At 65.4% G+C, this 19,592-nt stretch carries 21 protein-coding genes; 10 read left to right on the top strand and 11 right to left on the bottom strand.

The features are described from left to right. Nucleotides 1-41: 41 nt before the first annotated feature. Nucleotides 42-263: a hypothetical protein gene (locus tag U0023_RS07655; protein ID WP_009490516.1), complete on the bottom strand. Its 222-nt coding sequence runs from the start codon at nt 261-263 to the stop codon at nt 42-44. Nucleotides 264-584: 321 nt separating this feature from the next. Between U0023_RS07655 and U0023_RS07650 the strand changes: the two genes are divergently transcribed. Next, the gene (locus tag U0023_RS07650; protein WP_009490515.1) at nt 585-872 is read left to right on the top strand and encodes a hypothetical protein; all 288 of its coding nucleotides are present in this window, start codon (nt 585-587) and stop codon (nt 870-872) included. Nucleotides 873-1,366: 494 nt separating this feature from the next. Here U0023_RS07650 and gyrB read toward each other — a convergent pair whose 3' ends face one another. The 10 genes from gyrB to mutM all read right to left on the bottom strand — a co-directional run bounded on the left by gyrB (nt 1,367) and on the right by mutM (nt 12,883). Continuing rightward, nucleotides 1,367-3,793 (bottom strand): DNA topoisomerase (ATP-hydrolyzing) subunit B, encoded by a 2,427-nt coding sequence (gyrB, locus tag U0023_RS07645; protein ID WP_009490514.1) that lies wholly within the window; start codon nt 3,791-3,793, stop codon nt 1,367-1,369. 54 nt (nt 3,794-3,847) lie between these two features. After that, nucleotides 3,848-4,273 carry a hypothetical protein gene (locus U0023_RS07640; RefSeq protein ID WP_009490513.1) on the bottom strand — a complete coding sequence of 142 codons (426 nt, stop codon included), beginning with the start codon at nt 4,271-4,273 and terminating at the stop codon, nt 3,848-3,850. A 4-nt stretch (nt 4,274-4,277) separates the two neighbouring features. Further along, nucleotides 4,278-4,892, bottom strand: a complete 615-nt coding sequence (locus tag U0023_RS07635) for a LysE family translocator (RefSeq protein WP_009490511.1) — start codon at nt 4,890-4,892, stop codon at nt 4,278-4,280. Nucleotides 4,893-4,953: 61 nt separating this feature from the next. After that, nucleotides 4,954-6,114 carry a DNA replication/repair protein RecF gene (gene recF / locus U0023_RS07630; protein WP_009490509.1) on the bottom strand — a complete coding sequence of 387 codons (1,161 nt, stop codon included), beginning with the start codon at nt 6,112-6,114 and terminating at the stop codon, nt 4,954-4,956. Between the two features lie 210 nt (nt 6,115-6,324). Continuing rightward, nucleotides 6,325-7,443, bottom strand: coding sequence for a DNA polymerase III subunit beta (dnaN, locus tag U0023_RS07625; protein WP_040638226.1), 1,119 nt, complete (start codon nt 7,441-7,443; stop codon nt 6,325-6,327). Between the two features lie 158 nt (nt 7,444-7,601). After that, nucleotides 7,602-9,104: a chromosomal replication initiator protein DnaA gene (gene dnaA, locus U0023_RS07620; RefSeq protein WP_009490505.1), complete on the bottom strand. Its 1,503-nt coding sequence runs from the start codon at nt 9,102-9,104 to the stop codon at nt 7,602-7,604. Between the two features lie 778 nt (nt 9,105-9,882). After that, a complete protein-coding gene (gene rpsT / locus U0023_RS07615; protein ID WP_009490503.1) occupies nt 9,883-10,149 on the bottom strand; it encodes a 30S ribosomal protein S20 in 267 nt (88 codons plus the stop codon). A gap of 174 nt (nt 10,150-10,323) precedes the next feature. After that, nucleotides 10,324-11,127: a TSUP family transporter gene (locus U0023_RS07610; RefSeq protein WP_009490501.1), complete on the bottom strand. Its 804-nt coding sequence runs from the start codon at nt 11,125-11,127 to the stop codon at nt 10,324-10,326. A 2-nt stretch (nt 11,128-11,129) separates the two neighbouring features. Further along, nucleotides 11,130-11,903: an enoyl-CoA hydratase gene (locus U0023_RS07605; protein WP_009490499.1), complete on the bottom strand. Its 774-nt coding sequence runs from the start codon at nt 11,901-11,903 to the stop codon at nt 11,130-11,132. Nucleotides 11,904-11,989: 86 nt separating this feature from the next. Next, nucleotides 11,990-12,883 carry a bifunctional DNA-formamidopyrimidine glycosylase/DNA-(apurinic or apyrimidinic site) lyase gene (gene mutM / locus U0023_RS07600; RefSeq protein ID WP_009490497.1) on the bottom strand — a complete coding sequence of 298 codons (894 nt, stop codon included), beginning with the start codon at nt 12,881-12,883 and terminating at the stop codon, nt 11,990-11,992. 188 nt (nt 12,884-13,071) lie between these two features. Here mutM and ubiE point away from each other — a divergent pair, with 188 nt between their 5' ends. The 9 genes from ubiE (at nt 13,072) to U0023_RS07555 (ending at nt 19,498) form a co-directional block, all read left to right on the top strand. Beyond that, the gene (ubiE, locus tag U0023_RS07595; protein WP_009490495.1) at nt 13,072-13,821 is read left to right on the top strand and encodes a bifunctional demethylmenaquinone methyltransferase/2-methoxy-6-polyprenyl-1,4-benzoquinol methylase UbiE; all 750 of its coding nucleotides are present in this window, start codon (nt 13,072-13,074) and stop codon (nt 13,819-13,821) included. Nucleotides 13,822-13,824: 3 nt separating this feature from the next. Then, nucleotides 13,825-15,399: a 2-polyprenylphenol 6-hydroxylase gene (ubiB, locus tag U0023_RS07590; RefSeq protein WP_009490490.1), complete on the top strand. Its 1,575-nt coding sequence runs from the start codon at nt 13,825-13,827 to the stop codon at nt 15,397-15,399. Beyond that, nucleotides 15,396-16,610 carry a bifunctional phosphopantothenoylcysteine decarboxylase/phosphopantothenate--cysteine ligase CoaBC gene (gene coaBC / locus U0023_RS07585; RefSeq protein WP_009490488.1) on the top strand — a complete coding sequence of 405 codons (1,215 nt, stop codon included), beginning with the start codon at nt 15,396-15,398 and terminating at the stop codon, nt 16,608-16,610. The genes ubiB and coaBC overlap by 4 nt, the downstream gene beginning before the upstream one ends. Then, nucleotides 16,607-17,062, top strand: coding sequence for a dUTP diphosphatase (gene dut / locus U0023_RS07580; protein ID WP_009490486.1), 456 nt, complete (start codon nt 16,607-16,609; stop codon nt 17,060-17,062). The genes coaBC and dut overlap by 4 nt, the downstream gene beginning before the upstream one ends. Nucleotides 17,063-17,074: 12 nt before the next feature. Further along, nucleotides 17,075-17,524: an RrF2 family transcriptional regulator gene (locus tag U0023_RS07575; protein WP_009490484.1), complete on the top strand. Its 450-nt coding sequence runs from the start codon at nt 17,075-17,077 to the stop codon at nt 17,522-17,524. A 74-nt stretch (nt 17,525-17,598) separates the two neighbouring features. Then, a complete protein-coding gene (gene cysK / locus U0023_RS07570) occupies nt 17,599-18,573 on the top strand; it encodes a cysteine synthase A (protein ID WP_009490483.1) in 975 nt (324 codons plus the stop codon). Nucleotides 18,574-18,718: 145 nt separating this feature from the next. Further along, a complete protein-coding gene (locus U0023_RS07565) occupies nt 18,719-19,075 on the top strand; it encodes a hypothetical protein (RefSeq protein WP_009490482.1) in 357 nt (118 codons plus the stop codon). A 12-nt stretch (nt 19,076-19,087) separates the two neighbouring features. After that, a complete protein-coding gene (locus U0023_RS07560; RefSeq protein WP_009490481.1) occupies nt 19,088-19,309 on the top strand; it encodes a hypothetical protein in 222 nt (73 codons plus the stop codon). Nucleotides 19,310-19,330: 21 nt separating this feature from the next. Beyond that, nucleotides 19,331-19,498, top strand: a complete 168-nt coding sequence (locus tag U0023_RS07555; protein WP_009490480.1) for a hypothetical protein — start codon at nt 19,331-19,333, stop codon at nt 19,496-19,498. The last annotated feature ends 94 nt before the right edge of the window (nt 19,499-19,592 follow it).

Raw genomic sequence — 19,592 nt, 5'->3', positions numbered from 1 at the left:
TCGCTCAGGTGTTTCGGTCGGGCGCGGGCAAAGCTGGAACATCATGGACGTGCGGGGTCGGGACGGTTGGCACCCGTACTTCCGCGGACGTAGCCAAACGACAGCGCCGACGCTAGGCGCGCGATCCGCTGCTCGAGGATCTCCTGCTCGACGAGAAGGGCCTTGATGGCCGTTCTCGGATCGCCGCCGCAGGCCTCGATCACGGCCGTGACGTCCGCCTCCATCCGGTCCGTGTCGCACGCAGGATGTACCTGATCGGTCATCGTCACCTCCCTTGAGAGCCGCGACGATACTGATTCGCCGCTCCAGTCTCCAGGGCAATGTTCTTAATTTGTTCTTTACTGTGGAATGCGGGGAAATCCCCGGGATGGCGATGTGCCCGACACGATCCACTGCCATGAGACGCGACCAGCTTGGCAGGCGTTGGCTGTTCCGTAATATCGCCCCTTGCCGCGAGCCGGGGGCACAAACATGGCAGGGATCGCCGGGATAGGGATCGCCCTATTCCTTTTCTTCTCGTTTCCGAGGCAGATGTTCGCGCTGCTCGGCGTTCTCGTTGTCGGGGTGGCGCCCTGTTCCTCTTCATGAACCAACCGGACCGACGCCGGGCGGAGGCCCGGGAAAGGGAGCTGGCCCAGGTCGTCATGCGGGCACGCGGCAGCCGGACGGCCTGTGCCGACCCCCGCTATCCGGTGATGGTGGACGTCACGAACAGGTCACCCGACAGGACGCTCTCGTCGGTGAGCTTCAGCCTCTCGGCCTACAAGCCGGGCTACAGCAGTTCCGTCATGAATGCTTATTCGCTCTCGAGCGATCGAATCCTGGGACCGGGCGAGACCCACGTGGGTTGCTGGCCGGTGTCGTCGTACTAAGGGCCAGCCGAGGGCTACACCTACGAATCCCTCCAGTGGGAGGTCAGCAAGAGCTACGTGAACTGGCGCTGAGGTCCGGGTCCTGACGCACGGGACGGCGGACCCCGGCACTTGGATGTCCCAGACCCGCAGGACTCGTGCGCCTGGTGTTGGGCGGGCAGCCTGGACTCAGCCAAAGGACTCGATGCAGGGATGTTGAGGCCGTCTGGACGAAAAAAGGCCCGCCTTTCCTGAAGGAGGTGGGCCTTTTTCAATCCTTGGCGGATGCGCCCGGTCCCGTCAGTCCGCACACAACCCAAGGCTGCAAGGACCGAAGAGTCAGCCTTTTCGCCGATTCGAGTCAGGATACCCCCGGGTTAGAGTCAGACTTCTACACCAGGGGACAAGATTTTAGCCTTCTACCAATTGGTCCCCTATAGCCGATTTGATGGATCACTTCGCATTAATTGGTTCGCGATTCGCAGTATTTGCGTGACTGTCCAACATGGATTTCATCACACGTCCAGGTTCGCCACCGAGAGTGCGTTTTCCTGGATGAACTCGCGGCGCGGTTCCACAACGTCGCCCATGAGCTTGACGAAGAGATCGTCGGCGTCCGTCGTGTCCTTGACCTTCACCTGCAGCAGCGAGCGCACGTCTCGGTCCAGGGTCGTTTCCCAGAGCTGCTGGGCGGTCATCTCGCCGAGGCCCTTGTAGCGCTGGAGCTGCAGGCCCTTGCGGCCGGACGCGATGACGGCGTTGAACAGCGAGAGCGGACCGTCGATCTGCATCTCGTCGTTCTTGCGCACGAGTTTCGCAGGCTTCGCGTACACGTCCTGCAGATTCTTGGCGCGCTCGTCGAGCTTCTTGGCTTCCTGGCTGGCAATCAGGGCCTGGTCGAGGGTCGCGGTCTGCGTCACGCCGCGCACGGTGCGCGAGAAGACGTAGCCGCCCTCGCGAACCTCGCCGGTCCAGCCGCGTTCGAGCTCTTCCGAGATCGCGTCGAGGCGTTGCGCGATATAGGTCGCAGCGGCGGGGCCCTTCTGCGGATCCTCGACCACGTCGGGACGCAGCGCAGCGGCGATGGCCGCCTGCTCCACGACCTTGCGGTCGTAGCGGGTGTGCAGGCTGTTGAGCACCTGGCGGACGAGGCGAGACTCGTCGATCAGACCCTTCAGCTGGTCGCCTTGGAAGGCCACGCCGGTTTCGAGCTGCAGCGCGGCGTTCTCGACGCCTTCGCCGATCAGGTAATCTTCCAGCGCGCGCTCGTCCTTCAGGTAGATCGAGGACTTGCCGCGGGTCGCCTTGTAGAGCGGCGGCTGCGCGATGTAGAGGTGCCCGCGCTCGATCAGTTCCGGCATCTGCCGGAAGAAGAAGGTGAGCAGCAGGGTGCGGATGTGCGAGCCGTCCACGTCCGCGTCGGTCATGATGATGATGCGGTGGTAGCGCAGCTTGTCGAGGTTGAATTCCTCACGGCCGATGCCGGTGCCGAGCGCGGTGATCAGCGTGCCGATCTCCTGGCTCGACAGCATCTTGTCGAAGCGCGCGCGCTCCACGTTCAGGATTTTTCCGCGCAGTGGCAGCACGGCCTGGAAGGCGCGGTCGCGGCCCTGCTTGGCAGAGCCGCCGGCGGAATCGCCCTCGACGAGCAGCAATTCGCATTTCGACGGATCGCGCTCCTGGCAATCGGCGAGCTTGCCGGGAAGCGACGCGATGTCGAGCGCGCCCTTGCGGCGGGTGAGCTCACGCGCCTTACGGGCCGCCTCGCGGGCGGCGGCGGCTTCCACTACCTTGCCGACGAGGGTGCGCGCCTCCTGCGGGTGCTCCTCGAGCCAGTTGTTGAGCGCCTCGTTCATCACGTTCTCGACGGCGGGACGCACTTCGGAGGAAACGAGCTTGTCCTTCGTCTGCGACGAGAACTTCGGATCCGGCACCTTCACGGAGACGACGGCGGTCAGGCCTTCGCGGCAATCGTCGCCGGTGAGCGAGACCTTTTCCTTCTTCGTGAGGCCCGATGACTCCGCATAGCCGTTAACCTGGCGCGTCAGCGCCGCGCGGAAGCCCGCCAGGTGCGTGCCGCCGTCGCGTTGCGGGATGTTGTTGGTGAAGCAGAGCACGTTCTCGTGGTACGAGTCGTTCCACCACAGGGCCACTTCGACGCCGATGCCGTCCTTCTCGGAGCGGATCATGACCGGCTGCTGGATCAGCGGGGTCTTGGCGCGGTCGAGATAACGCACGAAGGCCTCCACGCCGCCCTCGTACATCAGCTCCTCGCGCTTGTGCTCCGCATGGCGCTTGTCGGTGAGGATGATGCGCACGCCCGAGTTCAGGAACGCCAGCTCGCGCAGGCGGTGCTCCAGGGTCGCGTAATCGAACTCCACCATGGTGAAGGTCTCGGGCGAGGGAGTGAAGGTCACCTCCGTGCCGCGCTTGCCCGGCGCGTCGCCGATGACGGCCAGGGGTGCCACCGCGTCGCCGTGGCGGAACTCCATGAAGTGTTCCTTGCCGTTGCGGTAGATGCGCAGCTTCAGGGAGGTGGAGAGCGCGTTCACCACCGAGACGCCCACGCCGTGCAGGCCGCCGGAAACCTTGTAGGAATTCTGGTCGAACTTACCGCCCGCGTGCAGCTGGGTCATGATGACCTCGGCGGCCGAGACGCCTTCGCCCTGGTGGATGTCGGTGGGAATGCCGCGGCCGTTGTCGGTGACCGTCACCGAGCCGTCCGCATTGAGCGTGACCGTGACTTCCGTTGCGTGACCGGCGAGCGCCTCGTCGATGGCGTTGTCCACCACCTCGTAGACCATGTGGTGCAGGCCCGAGCCGTCATCGGTATCGCCGATATACATGCCCGGCCGCTTGCGTACCGCGTCAAGGCCCTTGAGGACCTTGATCGATTCCGCGCCATAGGCGTCGGCATTCACGTTGATAGCAGGTTCGGCCATTTGGGATCCTTCAGGACGCGCAGAAAAGGACAGGCACGCCGGTGTTTTGATTCGTCAGATCAGATATTTAGTGACGAATCGTTGAAATTTCACCCCCACGCGCATACGCGCGCGTGGAAAGGGGAAGAAAAATCCACCAAAATCTGCCGAATCAGGGCTCGGAGGGGCGGTTCTTTGCCTCAGAAGCTGCCGAAGACCCCTGATCGCAAGCAGGCCGAAGGGAAGGGTCAGGATCCCCCAGATCAGACCTGACTGTTCGACCATAACACCTGCGTTGCTATCGTAGCAGCGGCCAAGCTCGTTGAAGCAGTCCCGCCAAAGCCAGTACCGATCGTAAAACGCAAAGCTGCAGACCAGGGCGAGAACAAGCCAGAGGATCAAAACACCAAGGCGCGCGGCAGAACGAAGCTGCCAACGGCGATAGAGTAGTACGACGACGGTCCCCAAGAAGATCAGGATCAAAGGGCCGAGAATCGCCAAGGTCTTACCTCGACGCAACGGCAGCCGCGGCGCCGGCCAGGAGGGCGCCGGTCGTGCGGTTGAGGATCCGGATGGCCTTCGGGGTCGTGAAAAGCTGCCGGGCGCGGGCGGCGAGCACGATATAGACGGCAAAGACCACGCCCAGCACGCTTACGGTCGCCGCCACCAGCTCCGCATAGCCCAGCAAGGTGATCCGGGTGAGATCGAGGATCGTGGGCAGGAGGGCGAGGTAGAACACGATGGTCTTCGGGTTGCCCAGGGTAAGGGCGAGCCCGCCGAAGAGAAGCTTGGCCGGGTGCTCCGGCCGCGCGTTGGCCGCGACATCTCTGGCCAGCGCCGGCGCCGTCCAGATCTTGTAGGCGATGTAGAGCAGATAGGCGGCGCCGGCATATTTGATGACCAGGAATACCTCGTGGAAGGCCTGGGCGAGCGCCGCCAGGCCGAGGATGGCGAAGGTCAGCCAGACCACGTCCCCCAGCGCCACGCCGACGCTGAACGCCACCGCTTCCTTCGGTCCGCGGCCGAGGACGCGCCCGACGATGGCGGCGATGCCCGGGCCGGGCGAGGCGGCAGCGATGAACAGGGCGGAAGAGAAGAGCAGCAGGCCCGCGGGATCCATGGTTCTCGAACCGGAAGAGACAATGTTGCCTCACCATAAGGCCAAGTGGCCTTCCGGACCATCAAGGAATTGTGATGGGTTCGATCACGCCGGGCGACACATGCAGCAGGTCGGCCCGGCCCCGCAGCTCGGCGAAGAGGCCCGGATCCGCGCCCGTCATCCAGACCTGTCCGCCAAGCGATTCAAGGGCATCGTAGAGCCCGGCCCGGCGGCGGGGGTCGAGATGGGCCGCGACCTCGTCGAGGAGCACGAAGGGCGCGATGCCGCTCATGCTGGCGACGAGCCGGGCATGGGCGAGCACGAGGCCGATCAGCAGCGCCTTCTGCTCGCCCGTGGAGGCGGTGTTGGCGGGAATGTCCTTCGGGCCATGGCGCACGAGAAGGTCCGAGGCCTGGGGACCGACGAGGGTGCGCCCGGCGGCCCGGTCGCGGGCGCGGGAATCGCGCAGGATCGCCCGGTAGCGGTCCTCGGCATCGACGGCCGGAAGGGTGGCCACGAGCGTGTCGAGATCGCCTTCCAGGCCCATCGTAGCGAAGGGGAAGGGCGATTCGTCCTCGCGGGTTTCGAGGATGAGGCTCGCCAGCCGCTCCACGGTCTCGCGGCGGGCGGCCGCGACCGCGATGGCGAGTTCCGCCACCTCCCGTTCGAGCGCGTCGAGCCAGAGCCGGTCGTCGGGATTGTCCTCGAGCACGCGGTTGCGCGAGCGCAGCGCCCGCTCGAGCGCATTCACCCGCGAGCCGTGCTCCGCATCGACCGCGAGCACGAGCCGGTCGAGAAAGCGCCGCCGGTCGCCGGCGGGGCCGCGGAACAGGGCGTCGAGATCCGGCGTGAGCCAGACAATGCGCAGGAACTCGGCGAAGGCCGTGGGCGAGGAGGCGGGCATGCCGTCGATGCGACAGACGCGCGAGGCGCGGGAGCTCTCCCCTTGAGGCTCGATGCCGGTGCCGAGCCGGTGCTCGCCGTAAGGGGCATCGAGGGTCACGGAAATGGCGAAGGAGCCCGGCCCGTCCTGGCGCGCCATCTCGCCCAGTTCCGCGCGCCTCAGGCCGCGACCCGGCATGAAGAGAGAGATCGCCTCCAGCACGTTAGTCTTGCCGGCCCCGTTCTCGCCCACCAGCGCCACCAGCGGGCGCGAGACGGTGAGGTCCAGGCTCGCATAGGTGCGGAAGTCCTGGAGAATCAAGCGGACGATTCGGGAAACGGCAACAGGAGAGGAGGACATGCCTCCCCTTCATTCAGGAGCGGGGACGAAAGATCAAGCGTCGGCACGGCCAAAGCGGCTTTGGAGTGTTTGTTGGCCCTGTATCCAAGCCAACACTTTGCCATGACTGGCTTGTGCCCGCTATCTCGATCAGGAAGAGCGTTGCGGCTCATCAAAGCGAGATCACCGGCACAAGGCCGGTGATGACGTGGAGTTCGATTGTCGGTGCGGTTACACCCGCATCGGCATCAGGACGTAGAGCGCCGAGGCTCCTTCGCGGTCCTGGACGATGGTGGGGGAGCCGGGATCGGCGAGCTTGAACAGGGCGGTGTCGCCGTCGAGCTGGGACGTGATGTCGAGCAGATAGCGGGCGTTGAAGCCGATATCGATCGGTGCGGCATCGTAATCGACCTCGATCTCTTCCGTCGCACTGCCCGAATCCGGGTTGTTGACGGTGAGCGTCAGGCGCCCGTCGCCCAGGGCAAGCTTCACCGCGCGTCCGCGCTCGGACGAGATGGTGGAGACGCGGTCCACGGCCTTGGAGAAATCGGCGCGCTCGACCACGAGAACCTTGTCGTTCCCGGCCGGGATGACGCGCTGGTAATCGGGGAAGGTGCCGTCGATGAGCTTGGAGGTCAGCACCACGCCGTCGAAGGTCAGGCGCACCTTGGCGGACGACAGTTCGACGGTGACGTTCTCGGAGCCGTCCTCCACGAGCTTGACGATCTCGGCCACGGCCTTGCGCGGCACGATCACGCCGGGCATGCCTTCCGAGCCCGTGGGCGCCGGGATCTCGACCCGGGCGAGACGGTGTCCATCGGTGGCGACCGCACGCATGACGATGGAGCCGCCCGCATCGATGGTGTGGAGATAGATGCCGTTGAGGTAGTAGCGCGTCTCCTCCGTCGAGATCGCGAATTGCGTCTTCTCGATCAGGCGCTTGAGGTCGCTCGCCGCCAGGGTGAAGCGATGGGGAAGGTCGCCGGCGGCGAGATCCGGGAAGTCGCTTTCCGGCAGGGCCTGCAGCATGAAGCGCGACCGGCCGGAGCGGATCTGCATCTGGCCCATATCGGCGGTCATCTCGAGCGACACCTGGGCGCCGTCGGAGAGCTTGCGCACGATGTCGTAGATCATGTAGGCCGGAACGGTGGTCGAGCCGGCATCCGTGATCTCGGCCGGGATTGTCTCCGTCACCTCGATGTCGAGGTCGGTGGCCTTGAGGCGAAGCGATCCTTCGTCTGCACGCAACAGGACGTTCGACAGGATCGGAATGGTGTTGCGGCGCTCGACGACGCGGTGCACATGCCCCAACGCCTTCAGCAGAGCGGCGCGCTCAACGGTAACTCTCATAACCCAGCACCCGGTTTCGGTGAAATTCTTGGCCCAATCCCGCCAAGGATGAGCCTTGGGCGGGACAAGCAGGGCAGCAATGTTGGCTTTTGTCGCCTGAGAAAGCAAGGCCGGGTGATCCCCGGCCCCTATCGCCTGCGGCGGCCGATGCGGAAGGCTTACTCCTGCAGCATCCGCTTCAGGAGTTCGACCTCGTCGGACAGGGCATGGTCTTCGCCCAGAGCCTTCTCGATCTTGCGCACCGCATGGAGCACCGTGGTGTGATCGCGCCCGCCGAAGCGGCGGCCGATCTCGGGCAGTGAGCGCAGGGTGAGCACCTTGGACAGGTACATGGCGATCTGGCGCGGGCGCACCACGGCGGCGGTGCGGCGCTCCGAGAGGATGTCCGAGCGGGAGACGTTGTAGCGCGAGGCCACCAGCTTCTGGATATCCTCGATCTTGACCCGCTTCGGCTCGCGGTTGCGCACGAGGTCGCGGATCGCCGTCTCGGCGGTCTCCAGGGTGATGGAGGAGCCGGTGAGGGTCGCATGGGCGAGCAGCCGGTTCACGGCGCCTTCGAGATCGCGCCCGTTGGCCGTGATGGCGCGGGCCACATAGGCGATCACGTTCGGGCCCACCTCGAAGGTCGGATGGATGGTTTTCAGAGCTTCGACGCGGGTGGTGAGGATCGAGGTTCGCAGCGCCTCGTCGAGGGCGCTGACCTCGACCACGAGGCCGCCGGCGAGGCGCGAGCGCACGCGCTCGTCCAGGTTCTCCAGATCCGCCGGCGGTCGGTCGGCGGCGATCACGATCTGACGGCCCGCATCGATGAGGGCGTTCAGGGTGTGGCCGAATTCCTGCTGGATCTGCTTGCCCTGGATGAACTGCACGTCGTCGATGATGAGCAGGTCGATGCCTCGAAGACGCTCCTTGAAGGCCAGCGACGTCTGCGCCTTCAGGGAAGCCACGAAGCCGTACATGAAGCGGTCGGCGGTCAGGTAGATGACGCGGCGGCCCTGCGCGCGCACTTCATGGCCGATCGCGTGGAGAAGATGAGTCTTGCCGAGGCCGACGCCCGCGTGAAGATAAAGCGGATTGTAGATCGCCTGGCCGTTCTGCGCATGGGCGACCCGGTCCGCGGCCGCATGGGCGAGCGCGTTGGAGCGGCCGACGATGAAGCTCTCGAAGGTGAGACGGGAATCGAGCGGCGCGCCGCCGAGATCGCCGTTCTCGCCACGCTCCTCCTGGGGAGCCGCGATGGACGGGGCCTTGATCTCTCCCGAGGTGCTCGGGAGCGCCATGGAGGCGGTCGGCGCCGGACGGGGCGCCTCGCTCACCCGGCGCTGAGCGGCCGGATCGCGCCCGAGGGTGCTGCGCACGCCGATGGAGACGCGCTCCACGTCGCCGCTCTCGGAGCGGTAAACAGCCAGCACCCGGTCGGCATAATGGGATTCGATCCAGCTTTTCAGGAAGCGGGTGGGAACGGTGAGATAGGCGCAGCCCTCGATTACCGAATCCAGCTCCAGGCGTCCGAACCAGCTGGCGAAGATGTCCTCCCCAAGCTCGGCCCGGAGACGGCGCTTGACCCGGGTCCACACATCCGATGCCGATTGCTCGCCCGGAGCCTCCATGCCGTTCTCGCTGGGAGCGGCAAAGGTGCGGTGATCTTCGCTGCGATACATCAATGTCCCTCCACGAGGTTCCGCCTTCTTTAAGGTCGGAAACCCCCACGCATGACCCGTTTCGAACACCAAGGCACAAAGGCCTCACAGGTTATCCAAAACGTGGCGCCCCCAATTGTACTAAAGATTATTTGACTACTTTTAAGTCGAGACGGTCGCTGACTGCCGCCTCCTTTGCCTTCACTCAAGGTCTATCAAGTCTACCTCTCGGTAAGGGACGAGCCTTCGCTTGCTTCCTGAGAGAATGAAACAACGACTTATCCCCGCACATGGTGAATTTAGTTCGAACTTTGAGTGAATGACTTCACGGCGAGCCGTTGAAGCAAATTGACCTTACACAGGGTGCGGGATGGGGTGCAATACGGCCGAGTCGAGTCGCAGGCGCTCACAAGCCCCCGGCTGCGTTCACAGCCTCGTCCACAGGTTTTGAATCTGGGCTTTAAAGTCCTGACTCTTCAACTGATTCACAGTTCCATCACAGCCTGTCCGGAGGCCTGAAAAAAGAGTCTTTTCGCAACCTTGATTCAGAACCGATTCGCCGCGACTCGTGGGTGATTCTGATGCTTTGCGATGCTTTGCCTGCTAAGCTATTGAATAAAATGAATGTTTTCTGTGCAGTTTGAATCCGTGTTGTGGAGCGTCCAACCTGTCGATCGGGGATAAAGTCAAGCTGCCGTGTGGATAAAATTCGGAGCCCGAATCCAGCTCCGGAAACGAAAAAACCCGGCCACGAGGCCGGGTCTGATCGACGATGAAAAGTCAGCCGTGACGGCTGCTTTTAAGCGCTCAGCGCGTTGATGCGGCTCGCGAGGCGCGAGACCTTCCGCGACGCGGTGTTCTTGTGCACGATGCCCTTCTGAGCGGCACGCATCATCTCGGGCTCGGCGGCGCGCAGGGCGGCGACGGCCTCGGTCTGATTGCCGGAAGCAATGGCCTCTTCGACCTTGCGGACGAACGTCCGCATCCGGCTGCGACGCGACTTGTTGACCGCGGTGCGCTTCGCGATCTTGCGGGTCATCTTCTTGGCGGACACGGTGTTGGCCATGGCCCATCCTCGTTCTTTTAAAATCCCGATGCGCCAAACTCGAGCTCGTCGAGAGCTCCGGCAGCGATCGGTTGATTGCATGGAAACCGAAGAGCCCGCGGGACGCGCGGGCTCATGTGAGGCGGCTTATAGACGCGAAGCCCGCGAACGTCAACGACCATAGGCCTTTGCGCGTCAAAAAAGCGCCAGGGAGGCCTTCTGAAGGGCCTGGCGCCAGGGATTGGCCGGGTCGAGCAGGAGCCTGAGCGCCATGAGGCCCGATACCAGGACCAGGAGCGGGCGGATGATCCGGGAGCCCAGATGCATGGCCAGTCGCGATCCGGCCTGGGCGCCAAGAAAGGAGGCCGCGGCCATGGCGAGCCCCACCGGCCAGACCACCGCGCCCGTCGACGCATAGAGAAGGAGACTGCCGAAGTTGCTCGCGAAATTGACCAGCTTGGTATGGGCCGTCGCCTTGATGACCCCGTAGCCCAGGAGCGTCACGAAGGCCAGCATATAGAAGGAGCCGGCGCCGGGCCCGAAAATGCCGTCGTAGAAGCCGATGGCGACCGGCGCGGTGAGGCCGAAGGCCAGCGCGGTCATGCGGGCATGGGCATCCTCGTCCTTCATCTTGCGCGAGAGGGCGAAGTAGATCGCCATGGCGATGAGCAGCACGGGGATCAGCACTTCCAATACGGAGCGCGGCAGGAACTGCACGCACAGGGCGCCGGCGATGCTGCTTGAGAACGCCACCAGGGTGAAGCCCCAGGCCTTGCGCCACTCGATCAGCCCCTTGCGGCCGAAGGTATAGGTGGCCGAGGCGGCGGCGACCGAGCCCTGCACCTTGTTGGTGGCGATGGCCTGGGCCGGATCGAGACCCGCGAGCAGGAGGGCGGGAACGGTCAGAAGCCCGCCGCCCCCGGCGATGGAATCCACGAAACCCGCAAGAAAGGAGACCGCGGCGAGCGCCGCGATCATATCGAAGCCGATGTCGGTCACGTCTACTGATTCTTGAACTCGGCCGCCCGCTTGCCCACGAAGGCGCTCATCCCTTCCTTCTGGTCGGCGGTGGCGAACATGGCGTGGAACAGGCGCCGTTCGAAGCGAATGCCCTCGGAGAGCGAGACCTCATCGGCGCGGTTGATGGTTTCCTTCGTCATCATGGCGATGGGCAGCGACATGGACGCGATGGTCTCGGCCGTCTTCAGAGCCTCGTTCAGGAGGTCGGCGAGCGGGACCACCCGGGCCACGAGGCCGGAACGCTCGGCCTCCTCGGCACCCATCATGCGGCCCGTCAGGCACATCTCCATGGCCTTGGCCCTGCCGATGAGCCTGGTCAGGCGCTGGGTGCCGCCCATGCCCGGCATGACGCCGAGCTTGATCTCCGGCTGGCCGAACTTGGCGTTGTCCGCCGCGATGATGAAGTCGCACATCATGGCGAACTCGCAGCCTCCGCCGAGGGCGAAACCCGCCACCGCGGCGATCATCAGCTTGCGCCGGCCCGAAACCTTCTCCCAGCCCGAGAAGAAGTCGGCCATGTAGGTGTGCGGATAGGTGAGCTCGGCCATTTCCTTGATGTCCGCGCCCGCCGCGAAGGCCTTCTCCGAACCGGTGATGACGATGCAGCCGATCGTCTGATCCGCCTCGAAGGCGTCGAGCGCCTGGTTCACCTCGCCCAGAAGCGCGGAATTGAGCGCATTCAGGGCCTGGGGCCGGTTGAGGGTGATCAGCCCCACTTTCCCGCGCGTCTCAACGAGAATCGTCTCAAAAGCCATGCCGGCATCTCCTCATCGTCGGATGAGACACCGGTAGGCGAGGCTTTCGGGGACGGCAAGCGGAAATCCGGAAGCCGCCTTCCGTCTTAAGACGAGGACCGCTTCTGGCATTCCGGACAATAGAAGGTGGAACGTCCGGACTGGACGAGCCGGGTCACCGTGCCGGTGCAGGCGGGGGTCACGCAGGGTTCTCCCTCCCGGTCGTAGACCCGGAACGAATGCTGGAAATAGCCGAGGGAGCCGTCCACCTGCGCATGGTCCCGCAAGGTCGAGCCGCCGGCCTCGACGGCCTCGGCGAGCACGTCGCGAATGACATCCGCCAATCGGTATGCCGTGTCGGTGGGCTTCCCTTTCTTCGTCGCAAGCGAGCCGGCCGGCGCCTCCGGATGGAGGCCGGTGCGGAACAGGGCCTCGCAGACATAGATGTTGCCGAGGCCGGCGATCAGCCTCTGGTCGAGGAGGGCGGCCTTCAGGGGCGTACGCTTGCCTTGAAAGAGCCGCGCGATGGTCTCGCCCGAGAGCTCGTTGCCGAGAGGCTCGATGCCCATCCCGGCGAAGTGCTTCGAGGTCTCGATGGCGGACCGGGGCACCAGATCCATGAAGCCGAAGCGGCGGGCGTCGTTGTAGGTGACGGTCGCCCCGTTGGAGAGCTGGAACACCACGTGGTCGTGAGCCCCCAGGCCCCCGTGCTCATGGTGGAACTCCCCCGGCCTACGGGTGGCGCCTTCCATCGTCACCAGAAAGCGCCCCGACATGCCCAGATGCATCACCAGCACCTCGCCCGAGGCGAGATCGGCGAGGAGATACTTGGCCCGGCGGCCCAAAGCCGTGACTTCCTGGCCTTCCAGGCGCTCGGCGAACCGTTCCGGAAAGGGAAAGCGCAGGTCCGGCCGGCGCTGGGTCACCTTGGTGAGGCGGGCGCCGACCATGGCGGGCTCCAGGCCGCGGCGCACGGTTTCGACTTCAGGAAGTTCGGGCATCAACCATCTCTCGGCTTCTTGAGACCTCTTACATAGCCATCCGGCCCTGCTTCCGCTATGGATCGCGACACTGGCGCATCGTGCGGACCCAGAGGGCCGCGTCAGCGACCCGTAGGGCCATGCCAGTGAAGGTGGACCCGGTTCCGGGTCCGATGCTCTAGGTGATGACGAGAAGGTTGGTGAGGACCATGACCGACGAGAACACCCATTTCGGGTTCCAGTCCGTGCCGCTCGGCGAGAAGCAGGGCAAGGTCAACGAGGTCTTCCGCTCGGTGGCGAGCCGCTACGACATCATGAACGACCTCATGTCGGCCGGGCTCCACCGCCTGTGGAAGGACGCCCTCGTGTCGACCCTTCGTCCGCCGCGCGACCGGCCGTTCCGCCATCTCGACGTGGCGGGCGGCACCGGCGACGTGGCCTTCCGCATCCTGGACGAGAGCGGACCGCAGACCCGGGTGACGGTGCTCGACATCAACGGCGAGATGCTGAAGGTCGGCGCCGAGCGGGCTGGCCACCGCTATGAGGGCCGTATCGACTTCGTCGAGGCCAATGCCGAAGAGCTGCCGCTCGAGTCCAAGACCTACGACGCCTACACCATCGCGTTCGGCATCCGGAACGTGCCGCGCATCGATGCGGCGCTGCGCGAGGCGCACCGGGTGCTCAAGCCCGGCGGGCGCTTCCTGTGCCTCGAATTCTCCAAGGTCGACGTGCCCGTCCTCGACAAGATCTACGACGCCTATTCCTTCAACGTCATCCCGAAGCTCGGAGGCATGGTGACGGGCGACGCGGAATCCTATCAGTATCTTGTAGAATCGATCCGACGCTTCCCGACGCCTGCCGCTTTCGCGCGGATGATCGAGGAGGCGGGGTTCAAGCGCGTCACGCACCGGACATTGACGGCGGGCGTCGTCGCCATCCATTCCGGCTGGAAGATCTGACACGTGATCGGCAGCCTCGTTCATTTCACCCGGAACCTCCATGCAGGTTTCGTGCTGGCCCGTGAAGGCGCGCTCGCACTCGTCGATCCGAGCGCCCTGCCGCCGGCGGCCCGTCTTGGCTTGCGTGTCGCGCGCCTGATCGAGCGGCCGCAGGCGGGCGACGGCGCCGCGCGTCTGTCCAAGGCGCTGACGCGGCTCGGGCCCTCTTACGTGAAATTCGGCCAGTTCCTGGCGACCCGCCCCGACATCGTCGGCGTGGCCGCCGCGCGCGACCTGGAGCGGCTGCAGGACCGCATGCCCCCGTTCCCGCGGGCGGAAGCGGCGCGCATGGTGGAGGCCGCGCTCGGCCGTCCCATCGACGTGTTGTTCCTCGAGTTCAGCGAGCCGATCGCGGCTGCTTCGATCGCCCAGGTGCACAAGGCCCGCATCCGCACCGCGGACGGCGAGGAAACCGTTGCCGTGAAGGTGGTGCGGCCCGGCGTGCGCGAAGGTTTTGCCCGCGATCTCCAGGCCATGCGGGCGGCCGCCCGCCTGTTCGAGCGCCTGGTTCCCGATGCCCGCCGCCTCAAGCCGCTGGAAATCGTGGAGGCGCTCGCCCGTTCCGTCGCGGTCGAGATGGATCTGCGCCTGGAGGCCGCCGCCGTCTCGGAGCTGGCGGAAAACACCAAGGACGATCCGGATTTCCGCGTGCCGAAGCCGGAATGGGATCTCACCGCCCGGGACGTGCTCACCACCACCTGGATCGAGGGCATCCGCCTCAACGATCTGGCCGGGATCGAGGCGGCGGGCCTCGACCGGGTGGCGCTCGGCCGGACGGTGATCCAGTCCTTCCTGCGCCACGCCATCCGCGACGGCTATTTCCACGCCGACATGCATCCGGGCAACCTGTTCGTGGATGCCGAGGGGCGTCTGGTCGCCGTCGATTTCGGCATCATGGGCCGGCTCGGCATGAAGGAACGGCGCTTCCTGGCCGAGATCCTGCTCGGCTTCATCCGCCGCGATTACCTGCGCGTGGCACAGGTTCATTTCGAGGCCGGATACGTGCCGCCGCATCACTCGGTCGAGGATTTCGCGCAGGCCATCCGGGCCATCGGCGAGCCGATCCACGACCGGCGGGCCGACGAGATCTCGATGGCGAAGCTCCTGACGCTTCTCTTCGAGATCACGGCCCTCTTCGACATGGCGACTCGCATCGAGCTCGTCATGCTGCAGAAGACCATGGTCGTGGTGGAGGGCGTGGCCCGCAACCTCGATCCGAAACTCGACATGTGGACCACCTCGGAGCCCGTGGTTCGCGATTGGATCGAGCGCAATCTCGGCCCGCTCGGCCGTGTCGAACAGGCGGGTAAGGGATTGTGGACGCTCGCCGGCGTCATCGGAGACCTGCCGGAGCTGGCGCTGCGCGCCGAGCGTGTGCTCAACCAGCTCGAGGATGTGACCGCGAAGGGCGTCGCTCTCGACCAGGACAGCGTTGCCGCCATCGGCCGCGCCGAAGCCCGGGGCAACCGCTGGGGCGTGGCGGCCTTGTGGATCATCGCGGCCTCACTGATGATCATGCTGTTCAGAGGCTTCGCATGACGGCGCTTTCAGGCAAACGCATCCTCCTTGTCATCGGCGGCGGTATCGCGGCCTACAAGTCGCTCGACCTCATTCGCCGTCTGCGCGAGCGCGGCGCCTCTGTCCGCTGCGTTCTCACCCATGGCGCGCAGCAATTCATCACGCCGCTCGCGGCTTCCGCGCTGACTGGCCAACGCTCGCACACCGATCTGTTCGACCGCGAGGACGAGGCCGATATCGGCCATATCCGCCTCGCCCGCGACGCGGACCTCGTGGTCGTAGCGCCGGCGACTGCCAATCTCATGGCCAAGATGGCGGGCGGCCATGCGGACGATCTCGCCTCCACGATGCTGCTCGCCACCACGCTGCCGATCCTGATCGCGCCGGCCATGAACGTGCGCATGTGGCTGCATCCGGCGACAGGGCGGAATCTGAAAACGCTTCGGGCCGACGGCGTTCATGTGGTCGGGCCCAACGACGGCGCCATGGCGGAGGCGGAGTTCGGTCCCGGGCGCATGGCCGAACCGCTGGAGATCGCGGCGGCGGCCGAACGCCTGCTCGTGCGGACCGGGCCTCTCGCCGGCAAGCACGTGATCGTCACCTCCGGCCCGACGCACGAGCCCATCGATCCGGTGCGCTACATCGCCAACCGCTCCTCCGGCAAGCAGGGCCATGCCATCGCGAAGGCCGCCGCCGAGGCCGGTGCGCGCGTGACGCTGATCTCAGGTCCCGTGATGCTGCCGGATCCGTCAGGCGTGACGACCGTGCACGTGGAAAGCGCCCGCGAGATGCTGCAGGCCGTGGAGAAGGCCCTCCCGGCCGATATCGGGATCTTCGCCGCCGCCGTCGCCGACTGGCGTGTGGCCAATGCGGGCGAGCAGAAGATCAAGAAGAAGGACGGCGCCCTGCCGAACCTGTCGTTGACGGAAAACCCCGACATTCTCGCCACCATCTCACATCGGACCGAGAACCGCCCGCCGCTCATGGTAGGCTTCGCGGCCGAGACCGAGCACGTGATCGAGCACGCCCGGCAAAAGCTCGCCAGGAAAGGCTGCGATCTCATCGTCGCCAACGACGTGTCCAGCGCGGGTGGCGTCATGGGCGGCGACAGCAACACGGTGCATCTCGTGACCGCCTCGGGCGTGGAGACCTGGCCGACCCTGGCGAAGTCCGATGTCGCAGCGAGGCTCGTCGAGCGTCTGGGCACCCTGATGGGAGACGCAAAGCCATGAGTCGCCGTCTGCCGATTCAGCGTCTCGCCCATGCGGCCGATCTGCCGCTGCCGCGCTATGAGACGGCGGGCGCTGCCGGCATGGATCTCATCGCGGCCAATCCGGCCGACGCGCCGATCGTCCTGCAGCCGATGCAGCGTGCGCTCGTTCCCACCGGCCTCGTATTCCAGCTCGAGACCGGCTTCGAGGCGCAGGTGCGTCCCCGCTCGGGCCTCGCCTTCAAGCATGGCGTCACCGTGCTCAATGCGCCCGGCACCATCGACGCGGATTATCGCGGCGAGGTGCAGGTGCTTCTCGTCAATCTCGGTTCGGAGCCCTTCACCGTCTCGCGCGGCATGCGCATCGCCCAAATGGTGATCGCATCGGTCACCGTGGTAGAACCCGTCGAGGTGGGGGAGGTCGACGAGACCGGCCGGGCCGCGGGCGGCTTCGGCTCGACGGGGCTGGGATAAGGGGGCTCTCGCATGAATTTTCTCTCGCGTCGCTCGCTTCTCGCCATCGCGGCCGTCACCGACATCGCGCTCCATGCCCGGCCCATGCCGGTCTCGGCCAAGGCGCTTGCCGCCCGTCACAACCTGCCCCCACGCTATCTGGAGCCGGTGCTCCAGGCGCTTGTCCGCCAGGGCGTCCTGAAAGGCGTGCGCGGTCCCCGTGGCGGCTATGAACTGGCCCGAGAGCGACGGCGGGTCACGGCCGGCGATATCGTGCGCATCGCCATGTCGGCCCTGGAGGAGGACGGCTCCTCGCCGCTGCCGGAATCGCGTCTCGCCGAGGCCGTCGTGTCGCCTCTGGTTCAGCATGGAACCGAAGCTTTCTTGGCCGAACTCGACAAGGTGACGGTGGAGGACCTGTGCCAGAAGGCACAGGCGGAAGGCGTGGTCGAAACGGCCTCTCCCATCGATTTCACGATATGAGACGTGAAATTTGAGAAATATCGACACTCCTTGCAGGAAAGGTTAAGTTTCCTCCGACCTGAAGGAGGAAATTCATGGCTGACACCGTCAACATATCGGACACCAAGCCAGGGCGCGGCCGCATCTACGGCTCCATCACCGAGACGATCGGCAATACCCCGCTCGTGCGCCTGAACCGGCTGCCCAAGGAGCGCGGGATCGAGGCCGAGATCCTCGTGAAGCTCGAGTTCTTCAACCCGATTTCAAGCGTGAAGGACCGTATCGGCGTCAGCATGATCGAGGCCATGGAGGCGGCCGGGAAGATCAATCCGGACACGACCCTGATCGAACCGACCTCCGGCAATACCGGCATCGCACTCGCCTTCGTGGCGGCGGCGCGCGGCTACAGGTTGATCCTGGTGATGCCCGAGACCATGTCGATCGAGCGTCGCAAGATGCTGGCCTATCTCGGGGCGGAACTCGTGCTCACCCCCGGCCCCATGGGCATGAAGGGCGCCGTCGCCAAGGCCGAGGAACTTCTCAACGAGATTCCCAATTCGGTCATCCCGCAACAGTTCAAGAACCCGGCCAATCCGGAGATCCACCGCAGGACCACGGCGGAGGAGATCTGGAACGACACCAATGGCCAGCTCGACGCCTTCGTGGCGGCCGTGGGCACCGGCGGTACCATCACGGGCGTCGCCCAGGTGATCAAGCCGCGCTTAGCCGGCATGAAGGTGATCGCCGTGGAGCCGGAGGATTCTCCGGTCCTCTCCGGCGGCCAGCCCGGCCCTCACAAGATCCAGGGCATCGGTGCGGGATTCGTCCCGGACGTGCTCGATCGCTCGCTCATCGACGAGGTGGTGACCGTGGGCAATCAGACGGCCTTCGACACGGCGCGCAGGCTCGCCCGTCTCGAAGGCATTCCGGGCGGGATCTCGACCGGCGCCAACGTGGCGGCGGCGCTCGAAGTCGCCGCGCGGCCCGAGTTCAAGGGCAAGCGCATCGTCACCGTCGCGCCCTCCTTCGCCGAGCGCTATCTCTCGACGGCCTTGTTCGAAGGGCTCTGATCGTCGCATCGCATCGCTTCGGAAAGGGCGGCTTCACGGCCGCCCTTTTTGTTGGCGGGCCTTCCAAGCGTAGCCAGAACTTCGCCTGTCCGGTCGGGTTCTCCTTGCTGCACATGACTTCAGACGATGTCCCAAGGAGCTCGACATGGTGGAACACAAGGCGCCTCATTCATTGAAGGAGCAGTCGGCAGATCAGATCCGCAACGAGCAGCGCGGCGGGATCGACAGTCCGGTCGATCCGAACCGGGACGGCGGCATCGAGGGCAATGCCACCATGCGCAAGGTGTGGAGCGAGCCCGGCGGCGAGGCTTATAATTACCGTCAGGGCCAGACCGGGCAGACCAGCCAAGCTGGCATGGACGGCCATGACGAACTCACAGCGGCCGAGACGCCCGAGACCACGAAGCATCTGAGCGATGCGAGCCTGTCGCCCGAGGACAAGGACGCCACGGCCGAGGCCATCGAACGCGCGACCGCCGTGAACGGCAAGCGGCAGGATTGAGGAAGCACGGCCATGGGCAACGCAGGCTACGGCAACCACACCGAGGATACGGCGAAGGACGCCGCCTCCACGAGGCAGGCTCCGCAATCCGGTTCCGACAAACCGTCCGGCGGCAAGGTTCCGGCCGCAGGGCCGCACGACAAGCCGGATCTGACCAATCCCGATGCGACGCCCGGAACCGGCTCGTTGCCGGAATCGGGCGACCACGATGCCACGGACTCGACGAGTTCATAACGATCGCGAAAGGAGACGAGCATGGCTCAGCCGGAAAGCAAGAAGCCCGGTCAAGCGACGGAAGAGGACATCAGTGCGCCCCGGCTGACCCCGCAGGGGCGCGAGAACCCCGACGCCTCGGGCGAGGATTCCACGAACCCGATGGGCGAGGGCGCCAAGAAGGGGCAGGGCAGCAAGGCGGAAGGGTAAGCCCGGCCCTTCGCATCACGGCCGGCCCTGGCCGGTGACGACGGAGTGATGTCAAAGAAAAAGGCCGCCCTGGAGGCGGCCTTTCGATTTTGCT

It is taken from the genome of Microvirga lotononidis, assembly GCF_034627025.1.
Classification (GTDB): domain Bacteria; phylum Pseudomonadota; class Alphaproteobacteria; order Rhizobiales; family Beijerinckiaceae; genus Microvirga; species Microvirga lotononidis.
The sequence above is the reverse complement of the archived record's forward strand: the minus strand, read 5'-3'. Positions and strand labels throughout refer to the sequence as shown.